Below are 13,653 nucleotides of genomic sequence, written 5' to 3'. Positions count from 1 at the left end.
CGCCCATGCCGGGCGCACATAAAAAATAGCAAGGATGCTGTAACATCCCTGCTATTTAGCAATAGCCGCTTTTAAGGGCAATCACTCCGTTATTTACATCTTTACCCTCTCAGATCCCGTTCGGAAAAAGCGCATCGTATGCAGGACAAGGCAATTTGTCGAGAAACTCCTCTAGTGCCTTGGGTTTATGGGTATAAATATTTTTTAAGGAAGTTCCGTTGTAAATGTTGCCAATGACCACAGGATGGCACAGCTCACAGATCAGAATATCGCCATTCCCGTGAAGGTGGAGCTGCTTTTTACCATCTACGCAGTTTGAAAAATAAACACCCGGCTGCTCCTTGAAGCCCAGTGCTTCTGCAAAACGATCCATACAAGTGAAATACAGCACGGTATCGTCCTTTTTATGTGCGATCAAGTCATGAACGGAACGAACAAGTGCCTCCTTGGTGGAGATAGCGTTCCAGTTGGTATGATCCATCACGATGCTATTTTGGATTTCATGGATGCGTACACCGAGTTCATATACTTTTTCACTGATCGTTGGCATGTTGTTCTGCGTCTCGGCAAATAGCAAGGTCTCCAGCACCGTTTCCAGCTTGGCTTCGGTACATAATCGAATATTCTGCGCAATTTTCTCATACATGCGAGGATGAACATGATAATATGCCGCATATTTCTCGGGGTCCGTGAAGTTGAAGGAGATATGGATGTTGGAAAGCCCCGCATCACGCAGCCTCTCAATCCGTTCAGGACTGAGCAAGCTCGCATTAGTGTTAAGCTGGGTAGCGATTCCCTTGCTCGAACAATGAGCCACAATGTCCAGACAATCCTGATACTTCAAGGTCACTTCTCCCCCTGACAGCCGGACGCGCTTTAAGGTGGGGATTTCATCGATGATGCGTATCACTTCTTTACTGCTGATGCATTGTCCATCATTCCGCTGGTATGCACAGCAATAATCGCATTTAAAATTACAATTGGAGGTGACCCCAACTTCCAGCCCCTCCAACTCGTAGATACCCGGCCTTTCCAGTTCAAGCGCTTTATATTTGTTCTCTATACTCACTTTCTCATGATCCTCCCGATCTCAGGCTTGTGTCTTGAATTCCCTTGAGATTATACAGAATGGGAGCGGTTTGGAGATATGACATTGGTAACGGTCACTCTAAATGAATGGTATGGAATACACGCATATAACCGAGAAGACATGGCTTTATCCGGTCATGTATTTTACTCGCATTATGCCTATAACAACCCATACCAACCGCCTAGCAAAGATAATAGTATTCTATAAATCTGTAGGCTAAAAAATATACAAAACTGAATTGACACTAACCTTTATGTAAGTACCTGTACTAAAAGTGCATACTTACTTATTTGCAGTGCGTACTCTATACTCTAGAAGTAAATCATATTCAAGGAGGGAAAATCTTTGAAAACTCTCATTATTGTATCGCACCCAAATATAGAAAATTCCGTGATTAATAAGCGATGGGTAGAAGAACTCAAAAAATATCCTGAAAAGTATACTGTACACGAATTGTATAAAATTTACCCTGACGGAAACATTGATGTGGAAAAAGAACAGCAATTAATTGAATCACATCGTAATCTTGTTTTACAGTTCCCGTTCTATTGGTTTAATTGTCCGCCACTTCTTAAAAAGTGGCTTGACGATGTTTTTACTTATGGTTGGGCATATGGCTCAAATGGAGGGGATAAATTAAAGAATCGTAAAGTCGGCTTAGCTGTATCTGCCGGAATCAAAAAAGAAGATTACAGCGAAGAGGGAAGATACCACTATACGCTTGAACATTTATTATCTCCTTTTGAAACTACATTGCTATACTGCAATGCGGATTATCGTTCGTTTTTTGCGTTTTATGGTATAGAAAGCGAACCTGGTGAAAATGAGCCTGGCAAAGAAAATGAGCTGGTTACACTTCATTTGGAAAAAAGCGCGAAAGATTATTTAAATTTTGTGGACAACCTGTAATAGGTAGCTTTAATTAAAGCTACAAAAAAGAAGTATTTCCTTGTTTAGGAGATACTTCTTTTTGAATTAGACTAAATAGCTATGCTTACCGCTGTATAGCCTCCAGAGCTGGCGAACTGTTATTCTCTCCCCACTCGCACATCATATTTAACAATGGAATGAGAGAAAGACCACGTTCAGATAATGAATATTCAACTTTTGGAGGGACTTGGGGAAATTCCTTGCGTATGATCAGGCCATCTGCCTCCAGTTCTTTTAACATGATACTTAGCGTTTTAAAGGAAATGGTACCGATCCTTCGCTTCAGCTCATTATGCCGCATAACCTTATTTTCAGCTAAACAATACAAAATGATCATTTTATATTTACCGCCTATTAAGGACAACGTATATCCGAACCCAGTATCTTTTAGCATCACACCAGTAGGAACACAACTTTCACTCATAAGTTACACTCTCCTTTGGGTGGGTATAAGACATACATATGCATACTTTGTATTTTACAGTGTTACTGAAAGGAGGTAAAGTAGCGAAGAGGCACAGAAGAGACTAGCCCGATGTTTCCCCATCATTCCTTCTTACGATAGTTGCCCTCCAATTGGGCTGGATGAGTACGGCTTTCGGATGAGGTTTTTATTTTGTCAAAATGATGACATTCGCCTATTTTTCTTAACCCATTCGGGTCTTCCTACGTACCCTAGAACGACAGAACCACGTGGGAGGCGCCGCAGTATGCTCAAGGCTCGGATCGGAAGCAACAATTGTGCGTACCAGCCTTCTGGCGAGGCTTATTTCGCACGATATCGGGAAGGTACGATTGGATATCGTCAAACCTTTGAATCTCCATACGGGCCAAAAAAGCTGATGTATGCGGATTGGGCAGCCAGCGGCCGTCTATACGGACCTATTGAGTCCAAAATAGCTAACGATTTTGGCCCTTTTGTAGCAAATACCCATACAGAGTCTAATTTGACAGGTACCCTGATGACCCAAGCCTACGAAGAGGCAAAGCGAATCATTAAGAACCACGCTCATGCTGACAAACACGATATCATTCTGTTTGCCGGGTCCGGAATGACAGGGGCCATAAATAAGCTTCAACGCATGCTGGGATTGAAAATACATGAAAAGTTAAAGCATCACTACCCTATCGCTGAAAAAGAACGTCCCGTTATTTTTGTCACCCATATGGAGCATCACTCGAATCATATTTCCTGGGCGGAAACGATTGGAGACGTCGTGTGCATTCCTCCCGGTCCCAGTGGTACCGTTGATCCGGCAAATCTGGAACGTTTGCTGCTTCAATTCCGTCATCGCCCTATCAAGATCGGCGCTTTTACAGCCTGTTCCAATGTTACGGGGTTTGAGCCGCCGATTTATCAGCTATCCCGCAAAATGCATGAGCATGGCGGAGTGTGTTTCATTGATTTTTCCGCAAACGCCCCTTATGCCGAGATCAACATGCATTCCACAGAGCCGCTTGAAAGATTAGATGCTATTGTATTTTCTCCCCACAAATTTCTCGGTGGCCCCGGAACAAGCGGCGTTCTAATCATGGATTCGCGGCTAAGCCTCAACCATGCCCCGGATCAGCCTGGGGGCGGTACGGTAAGCTGGACCAACCCTTGGGGTGAGTACGAATATAAGGAGAATATCGAGGCACGCGAGGATGGAGGAACTCCTGCTTTTCTACAGGCCATTCGAACGGCGCTCTGCATTCAACTAAAAGAACAGATGGGCCAAAGCCGCATTTTGGAGCGAGAAAAGGAGTTAACGTCATTATTGTTAAAAGGGTTGAAAGGAATACCATGCTTGCACATTCTAGGAGGAACAAGCCAAGAACGGCTCGGAATCGTTTCTTTCGTTGTCGACCATATCCACTATAATCTGATCGTAAAATTACTGAATGATCGGTTCGGAATTCAGGTCCGCGGCGGTTGCTCCTGTGCAGGAACGTATGGACACTATTTGCTGGGCATCGACCAACAAACCTCTCATCAGATGTCAGACCTCATCCATGCGGGAGACCTATCGAGAAAACCCGGCTGGGTGCGCCTGTCCCTCCATCCCATAATGACGATTCAGGAAGTCTCCTATCTGATCTCTTCCATACGAGCGGTTGTAGAAAATATCATAGCGTGGCAAAAGGATTATACGTACCAGCCCGACTCCAACGAGTGGCGATATAGGTATGAACATCAAAAAATAGATGTCAGCAAATGGTTCAATTTTAGTAATTAGGAGATCCCTGTCCAATCCCTTCTCTTAAATGCCCTTTGTTGAATACTCGATAACTCTCAAAAAAGAAAGGAGCCACCTTGTACCGAAGGCTGCTCCTTTCTTTTTTATCCATCCACTTAGAAGAAAAACGCTTATTTACTCTCAGTTTCCCACTTGGATATTTCCTCGCGCACCCGTGGGGCTACCTCTGTTCCCAATAGCTCAATGGCTCTCATGACATCCTCGTGCGGCATCGTACCAACAGGTACGTGCAACAGGAAGCGTGTAATGCCTACCTGCTTACGCAGGTGGATGATTTTCTTGGCAACCGTATCGGGATCGCCTACATACAACGCCCCTTCAAAGCTACGAGCGGCATCAAAGCTGGAACGAGTGTAAGGACCCCATCCACGCTCCCGCCCAAGCACATTCATACTTTGCTGAGTAGAAGGGAAAAACTTGTCGGCTGCAATCTCGGTATTTTCCGCGATAAAACCATGCGAATGGGATGCCACAGGTAACAGAGATGCGTCGTGCCCTGCATGCGCAGCCGCTTTTTTATACAGCTCCACAAGTGGTGCAAACTGCACAGGGCTACCACCAATAATCGCCAGTACCAGCGGCAATCCGAGCAAACCGGCACGAACTACAGATTCCTGATTGCCTCCGCTACCAATCCATACGGGCAACGGATTTTGAACCGGACGTGGATACACACCCAGATTATTGATCGCAGGCCGATGTCCGCCCTTCCAGGTGACTTTTTCAGAATCCCGTATTTTCAATAATAGTTCGAGTTTTTCATCAAACAGTTCGTCATAGTTATCCAAATCATAGCCAAACAGCGGGAACGATTCGATAAAAGAACCCCGGCCTGCCATAATCTCAGCTCGTCCATTCGAGATGCCGTCCAATGTGGCAAAATCCTGAAATACACGTACCGGATCATCTGAGGAAAGCACCGTGACCGCGCTGGTCAGCCGAATCCGCTGGGTCTGCGAAGCAGCAGCAGCTAATATTACCGCAGGAGCAGATGCCGCATAATCTTTACGATGATGCTCTCCCACGCCATATACATCCAGTCCTACCCGATCTGCAAGCACAATCTCCTCGACAACTTCACGTATTCGTTGCGCATGACTGATGACCTCACCCGTTTGTGTATCCGGCGTTGTTTCTACAAATGTGCTGATACCTATCTCCACTTGCCCTACCCCCTGCTTCAATGTCTCGTTCTCATAGGCTGCTTTGTGAGCAAACCATTTTAAAAACCGATATCTTTATATTGAACCTTTTCCGCGTTTTTTTCAAGCTCTCCTTTTCTGAGTCTGAAAATCAGCCAAAGGGAGTGTCAAGATTCGCCGCAGGAAACGAAATCTTTTTGTCGAATATTTTATGGAGTAAAAGAGATTTCCATCCTCACAACATGAATACAACAAGGAGGCTCATACATCCATGGCTTTTGTCATCAATAACCTAAAGGATAACAGCAATGTTGCCATCACAGACCAATTAGGTGGATTTAGCGTATTGGAATACATATCGGATTTAAGCTGCACCTCGGTTGCGGCTGCGGAAGCCAATTACTATATGAGCAAAAGTAACATGCGACGCAAGCAGCTCATGATCGAAATCAACAATAGTGAAATTATGATGAAGGCGGGCGCCATGCAATATACGGTGGGCAGTATGGAGATGACTACCGGCGTAAAAGGCGTAGGCGGCTTAATGCGAAATTTGGTGTCTGGTGCGGTAACGGGAACAAGTGCCATCAAACCTCACTATAAGGGCACGGGTACGATTATGCTGGAACCTACTTATAGTTACATTTGGCTCATTGATGTCGATAATGATCACATTGCCATCGAAGACGGCTTATTTCTAGCTTGTGAAACCACGCTGGACATATCCGTCGTTGCCCGTAGCAACCTTTCCTCGGCCGCACTGGGTGGAGAGGGATTATTTAATTTAAGCGCCCGGGGAAAAGGAGTTCTTGCCCTGCAAGCGCCTATCCCATCCGAGGAAGCCGTCATTGTTGAATTGCAAAATGATGTGCTAAAAGTGGACGGCAATTTTGCCCTCATGTGGTCCAATACCTTACAGTTTACCGTCGAGAAATCTGGAAAGACCAAGCTTGGCTCTGCCGCTTCCGGCGAAGGTCTGGTTAATGTGTACAGAGGAACCGGAACCGTTTGGCTGGCACCGCTGTAAACGATGTATATTCCAAGGAGAAGCCCCTAGCTTCTCCTTTTCCTAAATCCTTATTGAACTAAAAAGTGTCCGAACATAAAGAAAAACCCCTCTTATTTCAAAGGGGTTTCCCAGTACAAGCTCCACACTCGTTGGATTGCGTTCAAACGATCGCTAGTTCTTTTTCACAAACTCCGATTTTAATTTCATCGCTCCGAAGCCATCAATTTTGCAATCAATATCATGATCGCCTTCCACCAGACGGATATTCTTTACTTTTGTGCCGATTTTCAGGACGGATGAGCTTCCTTTGACTTTAAGGTCTTTAATGACGGTTACAGAATCACCGTCTTTCAGGACGTTACCATTGGCATCCTTGATGACTTTTACATCTTCGTTATTCGCTGCTTCTGAATCGGAAGACCACTCATGAGCGCATTCCGGGCAAATGAAAAGACTCCGATCCTCGTACGTGTATTCTGAGTTACATTCCGGGCAATTTGGCAAATTAGACATCGTCTTATGTACTCCATTCATTTTCAAAATTCTACTACTGTGATCACCCTATGAACAAACCTTGCTCCAAGCCCTCCCTGGAGTTCCTTACAAGTATATTGGAAAATCAGCAACGATTCCACTAATAGAGGAAATTAGTTTGGGATTTCCCTTTTCATTTGGATGATAATGATGACTAAAAAAGAATGCCCGCCTTGTTAGGGGAGCATCCTTTATCATAAGCAGAATCATATTTTGAAAATGTATTCTACGGCAGTGTTATGCCTTTATTTGCTCAACCAGCTCACGAATTCCTTGGCTAAGCGGCGTAAGTGGGCGTTTCAGAAGCTTTTCGAAATCGTTGCTTGCAGCATCCAAAGCTCCTTCGCGAATCGCTTGCTGAATACCGACCACAATAGGGATTGCGGCTTCCGGAACACCCGCACCAAGCATAATGTCGGTATACGCAGCATCGTCTACCTGCTGTACAGGCACATCCTTACCCAGCACCTTAGCAAGAATCGCGGCAAACTCTTCTTGGGTAATCGACTTGCCGGAAAGCTCGTATATTGTGTTTTCATGCCCTTCGCCGGACAAAACGACTGCCGCCGCTTGCGCATAATCTGCACGGGTAGCCCAACCTACTTTACCGGAGCCTGCTGAGGTCAGCCAAGGAGCCCCGGCCAGCACGGATTGAATCGTGCCTGCTTCATTTTCAAGATACCAGTTATTGCGCAGAAAAGAGTAAGGAATGCCTGATTTGCGAATGAACTCTTCCGTTGTACGATGTACAGGTGCAAGGAACAGAGTGCTGTCGGCCGCATTGGCAACGCTGGTATACGCAATGAAGCCTACTCCCGCACGTACAGCAGCATCCACAGCAGCCTTGTGCTGGCGGATTCTCGTATCATTATCGCCGTCTGCGGATATAATCAGCAGTCGGTCTACACCGGTAAACGCTTGGTCCAGCGTCTCCGGTTTATCAAAATCGCCGTGACGAACGTCAACACCACGGGCACGCAAGCTTTCTGCTTTTTCCGGATTTCTCACGCTAACAATAAGGTCTTCTGCCGATACGGATGCAAGCAACGCCTCTACTACGATGGAGCCCAGTTGCCCGGTTGCTCCTGTTAATGCGATTTTCATAAGAAATCCTCCATTCAGATTTTATTTACCTTTCTATAGTAACTATAAATATGACAATTGTCTAATTTGGAGTTGATGAATACACAGCTGCTGTCAGCAAATTAATGTTAGGCTGATTGATGCATTAACGTGAATTGTTAAAGAGGTACGCGGGGGCGTAGAAGGTTTGCATTTGCCCCGTGGTGAGGGGTCTTAAGCTTTTTTCAAGATAACATTCTTACATAGAACAATTAATATTTGGGGGATCAATACAATAAATACGTGTAACAGCACAATGAATGGCAAGGATGAAATAAAAATGGCCGGACCTTGGTCTTCTCTCATGCGCTCAACGAACAGCCACCACATAGGTGCGGATACCAGCCACATTAAGACATTGGAGATAGCTAGATACCAAAGATTTTTCCACAAAAAACAAAACAATATCGCAAGGATCGCTGGAATAGTCCATGAGCCGATCAAGCGACCGTTGCTGAGTATTACGAAAGCCGCAATAGGATAGAGAATTGCAATGATAATTTGGACTATTTTATTTTCATAAAACCTCAATTTGATAGCCTCCTTTTTTCATCGGCAATCAGGGTGTAGAACTCAGGATTCTCACCAAAACCTTCTTCAGACCTGAGCGGTCTTCTTCAGGCAAAGCGGTCGCACCAGGAATAATAATTTCCACTCATGGAGGGCGTCTTGGAAATGGCTGAACTTACACCTCTTCCAACGAAATGGTTTCGTATTCGCTCATATGTACCGTTGCAGGGCATTCCTAATCCTGCTAACCCCTTCACGAATCTCGCTTTCATTTAGATGCCCATAGCCCATTAGCAGTCGGTTTCCTTCGAGCTGTGCCGCAAATACATTTTCGCTACGGAAACATTCCGCCAAATTCTCTCGGAGCGTGAACTGAAACTCTGCTACCAAATGCAAACCAGCTGGCCGACCACATACCCGGAATTCCCCCGTAAAATGCTGCTCCAGACTATCAAGCAGGACTTGACGCCGTTTGGCGTACACTTTTTTCATCTTATGTACATGTTTATGAAGAAGTCGCTTCCTGATGTAACGGCTCAATACAATTTGCTCCAAGCTCGCCGTCTGGTAATCCGCCAGTTGCTTTAACCTGATAAAATCCGCGACACGTGACGGAGGAAGAACAATATAACCAATCCGCAGTGCAGGGAATAAAATTTTGCTAAACGTTCCGACGTATAGCACCCGTTCCGGGTCCAGACTCTGCAAGGAGTGAACGGGCATCCCATCAAATCGGAACTCACTGTCATAATCATCTTCGAGCAAAAGGCATCCTGTCCGAACGGCATACCGGATGAGCTCGATCCGCCTTTGGATCGGCAGAATCCCCCCCAGTGGGAACTGGTGCGAGGGTGTTAGATAGGCCAGTTTAGGGTGATTTATTTGCGGCAGATCCGCTGTTATAACTCCCGAATCATCAACAGGCATGCTCCGCAGTGTTGCCCCTGTAGCCGACAGGATACTTTTTAAATCTTCGTTCGTGGGTTCCTCCACCAAGACTTCGTCCCCCGCCGACAGCAGCAGACGGGTGACAAGCTGAATCGCTTGTACCGCTCCGCTAGTAATTACAATATGCTCCGGTCTGGCTTTCACTCCTCTGGTGCGAATCAGATAGTCAGCCAGCTCCCTTCGTAGCTCAGGCTCACCAGCAGGGTTACCATAACCCAGTGCCAGATCGGGAGCCTCTTTGCATACGCACTGAAGCAAGTCGGCCCATGATTTGCGCGGGAACAACTCCAACGCGGGCAGGCCGGTCCGGAAGGAAATGACCGACACCTCATTTGAAGATGGAATACCTATTGCAGACACAGACGTTTCAATAGGCGGTGAGGATACATAGCCTGGAAGGACGGCTCCCTCAGCTACATAGGTACCTGAACCTGGGCGCGCCGAGGCTAAACCTTCGGCCAGCAGCATTTCATAAGCTTCGAGAATAACATTCCGGGAGACATTCAACTGTAAGGCCAGCACCCGGGTCGAAGGAAGCTTATATCCTGCATGCAGTTCTCCAGCTAAAATACGTTCCCGTATGGTCTGATACACCTGACGCAGCATAGGAACTGTCACATTCTTATCAATAGATACCCACATACGCTGCCCCCTCAAGCGGTACTGTCAAAGACCTGTTCAACTGGATCTACAACGAACCATTTTCTATGGTTACAGTATATAATAATATTTGTACAAGAGGTGAGAAGGAATGAACAAACCCACCCTTTCGACTTACATGGAATTACTAATCGCAACCTTCATCGTCGGCAGTTCTGTGGTAGTCGGTAAACTGGTCGTGATGCGGCTGCCTGTTTTTTTATCGCAATCTGCCAGTCTGGCCGTTGCCCTTCTGTTCTTGGTACCCATTGTGTTAATCAGGAAATATTCACTAAGGATCAGCAAACGAGATGCCTTAATCCTGCTCATTCAGGCCCTGATCGGCATGTTTCTCTTCCGTGTCCTGATGCTATACGGGCTCACCTACGCCACTGCTTCCGAAAGCGGTATCATGACAAGCTTGACGCCAGCTATCGTTGCCCTTCTTTCGTATGTGCTGCTGAAAGAAAAGATTACGCTACGCCCCCGACTCGGGATCGCCTGTTCGTTGCTCGGCGTTTTGGCGCTACAAGCCCCTCACATATCCGCTCTCTGGTTTTCTGCGCCCAAGGCAACCTCATTCATTGGCATGCTGCTTATCCTGTCCGCCGTATTCGGGGAAGCGGCACTAACGGTATTACGCAAGATGCTATCCAGCCATGTCTCTTCCCTACTTGGAACCATGTATATAACACTCTTTTCGTTCCTCATGTTCCTGGCTTGTTCCTTTGGAGAGGCTCGGCAATTCAACTTCAATCACGTTGGTGCTGGGGAGGTTGGACTTGTGTTATATTATGGTATCTTTGTCACAGCATTAGCCTATGTATTATGGTTCAGGGGCGTATCTAGGGTACCGGCCAGTACGGCAGCTGTATATACCGGTTGTATTCCGTTCAGTACGCTGCTACTGTCCTATGTCATCCTTCGGGAACCTTTTTCAATTGCTCATCTGGCGGGTGTAGGCTTTGTCTCCCTTGGCATCATGCTTATTTCACGTGGGAAACGCTGATGACTCACGCAAAAGAGCTTTTCCCGAACTCGCTCCATATCCTTTGTACTTAACCAAGGAGGGAATAAACAATAATTACCTATAAAAGAAGCACTGACGTTGGCATGGAACACATTTTTCAGGCATTTTCGCTTGGGTTCTCGGATTATTCGATTCGCTTGTCCGCAGACCAGGACGATTTCGCAGCACGTTTTTTGGGTCCGGAGGGCAATTCACGGGATCACTCTTTCCTTGCCATGGATCAGGATCAACCAATCGGCTTGGTCCTCGGCGGTATCCGGCAGTTTGACGGGTACAAGACCATGCGTTGCGGTACGCTGTGCATCGCTCCGGCTTACCGTGGTCAGGGGATTAGCAACAAGTTGCTTGAACTGCATAAACAATCAGCTCTATTGGCGGACTGCCAGCAGCTATGGCTTGAAGTCATCAAGGATAATCATCGGGCTGTAAAATTATATCAAAAACATGGCTACCAGACGCGCTATACGTTGAAATACTACAACGGAACCCTGCCTTCTGCACCACCCGATGCTTCCTCAACTTTGTACACAATTAAGAAAATTACCTTTGAGGAAGTTGAGGCTTTCCGTAAGACACTCACCGATTGTCACATCCATTGGCAAAGCGACACACCTTATTACGCCGCCAGTACACTGGAAGCTTTTCTCGGTATCTACGATGTGAATCAAGCCTGCCTCGGCATGGTGGCCATGAGTCCGCAGGGTAAAGTCAACTTTCTTTGGGTTGATCCCAAGCACCGCAGCCAAGGACTTGGACGCACCCTCCTTCATGGAGCAGCAAAGCTCCAAAGGGTTGAGAAGGTGTATATCAGCCTGCCCGACAATGACTCTATTGAGCGTTTTATTCAAAAAATAGGTCTCTCGAAAGACCCCATTGAGCAATATGAAATGTGTATGCCGCTTCAACGATAATGGTTCATCACATTTAAATCTTTTGCATACCTATGCCTCCTGAGTCTATCGTTACTTTCTTCTTCCAATTGTAGAGTAAATGAGAGGAAGGGATATTTATAGTGATTTCTTTTTTTATAGAATATTTTCCTAAACATGGATTGCAAAATGACCGTTAATATAAGGAGTATGTTTTTAATTATTAAGAAGAGGTGTATTTTTTGGACGAACAGCACGTATCACACAATCCACAGGAAACTTCAAGACAGATGTACATTCGGCATGGTCAAAATTATGGGGCAGACACCAACAGGATGGCCGAAATATCAAAAACGTACGGGAATTCTACTCTGTATAGCCGGTGGGGAGCAACGGCTTTTGATTTCATATTTTTTTTAATCGGGTATATTTGTTTTTTTGTTTCTGTCATTCAAATAACGGATAGATGGTTTTTGCCTTTAGCGATTGCATCCCGTTGTATTCTGCTTATTGCTTTCTTCAGTTATTATTTGCTTTTGGAAGGTTACACAGGCTATACGCTTGGTAAGTTCGTTTTTCGTATTAAGGTGGTTAACGGGGAAGGAAAGCCTCCTGGTTTTCTTAAATCACTCATTCGTACGCTACTCAGGCTAATAGACACCAATCCGTTGCTAATGGGTGGGATACCTGCTGGTATCAGCGTGTTAGTGACTGCATCAAGACAACGAATTGGTGATTTAGCCGCAGGTACATATGTTGTAAAGGTGCGGGATTTAGAGCCGATTAGCAAAAAGACAATGAAACGTTCGCTCTTTATATTTTTTACCGCAATGGTGATCTTGGGAGCCTCGTTTGTAAATGCTATTTTTATACTGGCAAATAGCTATGTGCCTCCTGAAGCCCCGGTGAGCAAGAAAGAGCAAAGCTATGTAAGTAAAGATGGACGGTTTCAAATCACGGCCCCACTGGACTGGTCAACAGACCCGGACCGTGAAGGAAAAGCAGAGATTGCGATATTCAATCCGTACATTCAAAAGTCCGTTGTGGTACTATCCCACTCGAAAAAGCAATTGGGCAATATAACTCTTCAACAGTATGGTAAGAAAGCTGAAAATAACTTAACCAAAGAGTGGAACCTGTCCAGTGTAGGACCTGTCTCTAACACAACCATTCATGAATATCCTGCCCTTGAGTTCACGATTAAAGGCAAGAAAGATGTGGACAAATATGTCACCCATGTGGCGATTATTAAGACCGAAAAGAATTACTACCAGGTGCTTGGATATGCACCAGCGTCTAAAGACGGCCGTTTAAAGAAAGAACTGCACGACATTACCTATAGCTTCCGCGAGGTTCATCATTAGACTGCGTGGCTGGAAATAAAAAGGATAAGACAGAAAAAGCAGGTTACTCCTTAAGAGCAGCCTGCTTTTTGGTGCTTGTTACCTGATACATGTCTTTAATTCTTCCGTAATTTTCTTCCGTAGTTCTTCATTCGGAGGAGCTAACCCGAACATTTCCGCAAACCACAAACCGTCTATAGCTAATCGGACCATAGACTTAGTCAAGTAAACGTCTCCCCTACCCCAA

Annotated in this window: 14 protein-coding genes; 6 read left to right on the top strand and 8 right to left on the bottom strand. The window is 45.6% G+C overall.

Going from position 1 to position 13,653, the window contains the following annotated elements; all coding sequences use genetic code 11:
• Positions 1–109: 109 nt before the first annotated feature.
• On the bottom strand, positions 110–1,069 hold the full coding sequence (locus tag ACIFO6_RS19635; protein ID WP_430043080.1) for a radical SAM protein: 960 nt from the start codon (positions 1,067–1,069) through the stop codon (positions 110–112).
• Positions 1,070–1,435: 366 nt separating this feature from the next.
• Here ACIFO6_RS19635 and ACIFO6_RS19630 point away from each other — a divergent pair, with 366 nt between their 5' ends.
• Positions 1,436–1,999 carry an NAD(P)H-dependent oxidoreductase gene (locus tag ACIFO6_RS19630; RefSeq protein WP_430043078.1) on the top strand — a complete coding sequence of 188 codons (564 nt, stop codon included), beginning with the start codon at positions 1,436–1,438 and terminating at the stop codon, positions 1,997–1,999.
• A gap of 85 nt (positions 2,000–2,084) precedes the next feature.
• Here the strand turns inward: ACIFO6_RS19630 and ACIFO6_RS19625 are convergent, their stop codons facing one another.
• Positions 2,085–2,444: a winged helix-turn-helix transcriptional regulator gene (locus ACIFO6_RS19625; RefSeq protein ID WP_430043076.1), complete on the bottom strand. Its 360-nt coding sequence runs from the start codon at positions 2,442–2,444 to the stop codon at positions 2,085–2,087.
• A 286-nt stretch (positions 2,445–2,730) separates the two neighbouring features.
• Here ACIFO6_RS19625 and ACIFO6_RS19620 point away from each other — a divergent pair, with 286 nt between their 5' ends.
• Complete coding sequence (locus tag ACIFO6_RS19620) at positions 2,731–4,239, top strand: aminotransferase class V-fold PLP-dependent enzyme (RefSeq protein WP_430043075.1); 1,509 nt, start codon at positions 2,731–2,733, stop codon at positions 4,237–4,239.
• Between the two features lie 131 nt (positions 4,240–4,370).
• Here ACIFO6_RS19620 and ACIFO6_RS19615 read toward each other — a convergent pair whose 3' ends face one another.
• Positions 4,371–5,423, bottom strand: a complete 1,053-nt coding sequence (locus ACIFO6_RS19615) for an LLM class flavin-dependent oxidoreductase (RefSeq protein WP_430043073.1) — start codon at positions 5,421–5,423, stop codon at positions 4,371–4,373.
• A 250-nt stretch (positions 5,424–5,673) separates the two neighbouring features.
• Between ACIFO6_RS19615 and ACIFO6_RS19610 the strand changes: the two genes are divergently transcribed.
• A complete protein-coding gene (locus tag ACIFO6_RS19610) occupies positions 5,674–6,429 on the top strand; it encodes an AIM24 family protein (RefSeq protein ID WP_430043072.1) in 756 nt (251 codons plus the stop codon).
• A 153-nt stretch (positions 6,430–6,582) separates the two neighbouring features.
• On the opposite strand, the gene ACIFO6_RS19605 is transcribed toward ACIFO6_RS19610, so the two are convergent.
• From ACIFO6_RS19605 to ACIFO6_RS19590, 4 genes are all read right to left on the bottom strand, one after another.
• On the bottom strand, positions 6,583–6,924 hold the full coding sequence (locus tag ACIFO6_RS19605) for a zinc ribbon domain-containing protein YjdM (protein WP_025686189.1): 342 nt from the start codon (positions 6,922–6,924) through the stop codon (positions 6,583–6,585).
• Between the two features lie 258 nt (positions 6,925–7,182).
• Complete coding sequence (locus ACIFO6_RS19600) at positions 7,183–8,049, bottom strand: SDR family oxidoreductase (RefSeq protein WP_430043069.1); 867 nt, start codon at positions 8,047–8,049, stop codon at positions 7,183–7,185.
• A gap of 192 nt (positions 8,050–8,241) precedes the next feature.
• Entirely contained in the window at positions 8,242–8,598 is a 357-nt protein-coding gene (locus tag ACIFO6_RS19595) for a hypothetical protein (RefSeq protein ID WP_430043067.1), read from the bottom strand.
• 189 nt (positions 8,599–8,787) lie between these two features.
• Positions 8,788–10,167, bottom strand: coding sequence for a PLP-dependent aminotransferase family protein (locus ACIFO6_RS19590; RefSeq protein WP_430043065.1), 1,380 nt, complete (start codon positions 10,165–10,167; stop codon positions 8,788–8,790).
• 109 nt (positions 10,168–10,276) lie between these two features.
• On the opposite strand from ACIFO6_RS19590, the gene ACIFO6_RS19585 reads away from it, so the two are divergent.
• The 3 genes from ACIFO6_RS19585 to ACIFO6_RS19575 all read left to right on the top strand — a co-directional run bounded on the left by ACIFO6_RS19585 (position 10,277) and on the right by ACIFO6_RS19575 (position 13,427).
• Positions 10,277–11,173, top strand: a complete 897-nt coding sequence (locus tag ACIFO6_RS19585) for a DMT family transporter (RefSeq protein WP_430043063.1) — start codon at positions 10,277–10,279, stop codon at positions 11,171–11,173.
• Positions 11,174–11,277: 104 nt separating this feature from the next.
• The gene (locus ACIFO6_RS19580) at positions 11,278–12,105 is read left to right on the top strand and encodes a GNAT family N-acetyltransferase (RefSeq protein WP_430043060.1); all 828 of its coding nucleotides are present in this window, start codon (positions 11,278–11,280) and stop codon (positions 12,103–12,105) included.
• A 191-nt stretch (positions 12,106–12,296) separates the two neighbouring features.
• A complete protein-coding gene (locus ACIFO6_RS19575; RefSeq protein ID WP_430043058.1) occupies positions 12,297–13,427 on the top strand; it encodes an RDD family protein in 1,131 nt (376 codons plus the stop codon).
• A gap of 78 nt (positions 13,428–13,505) precedes the next feature.
• Here ACIFO6_RS19575 and ACIFO6_RS19570 read toward each other — a convergent pair whose 3' ends face one another.
• Positions 13,506–13,631 carry a hypothetical protein gene (locus ACIFO6_RS19570; protein ID WP_430043055.1) on the bottom strand — a complete coding sequence of 42 codons (126 nt, stop codon included), beginning with the start codon at positions 13,629–13,631 and terminating at the stop codon, positions 13,506–13,508.
• Positions 13,632–13,653 lie beyond the last annotated feature (22 nt).

Source organism: Paenibacillus sp. NRS-1781, from assembly GCF_050467745.1.
In the GTDB taxonomy this organism is placed as follows: Bacteria; Bacillota; Bacilli; order Paenibacillales; family Paenibacillaceae; genus Paenibacillus; species Paenibacillus terrae_A.
This window is presented reverse-complemented; position numbering and strand designations above follow the sequence as displayed.

Excerpts from the sequence above, each read along its gene's own strand:
- ACIFO6_RS19580 (WP_430043060.1), top strand. The coding sequence starts at position 11,278 with ATGGAACACATTTTTCAGGCATTTTCGCTTGGGTTCTCGGATTATTCG.
- ACIFO6_RS19625 (WP_430043076.1), bottom strand. The coding sequence starts at position 2,444 with ATGAGTGAAAGTTGTGTTCCTACTGGTGTGATGCTAAAAGATACTGGG.
- ACIFO6_RS19600 (WP_430043069.1), bottom strand. The coding sequence starts at position 8,049 with ATGAAAATCGCATTAACAGGAGCAACCGGGCAACTGGGCTCCATCGTA.
- ACIFO6_RS19620 (WP_430043075.1), top strand. The coding sequence starts at position 2,731 with ATGCTCAAGGCTCGGATCGGAAGCAACAATTGTGCGTACCAGCCTTCT.
- ACIFO6_RS19605 (WP_025686189.1), bottom strand. The coding sequence starts at position 6,924 with ATGTCTAATTTGCCAAATTGCCCGGAATGTAACTCAGAATACACGTAC.
- ACIFO6_RS19590 (WP_430043065.1), bottom strand. The coding sequence starts at position 10,167 with ATGTGGGTATCTATTGATAAGAATGTGACAGTTCCTATGCTGCGTCAG.
- ACIFO6_RS19610 (WP_430043072.1), top strand. The coding sequence starts at position 5,674 with ATGGCTTTTGTCATCAATAACCTAAAGGATAACAGCAATGTTGCCATC.
- ACIFO6_RS19585 (WP_430043063.1), top strand. The coding sequence starts at position 10,277 with ATGAACAAACCCACCCTTTCGACTTACATGGAATTACTAATCGCAACC.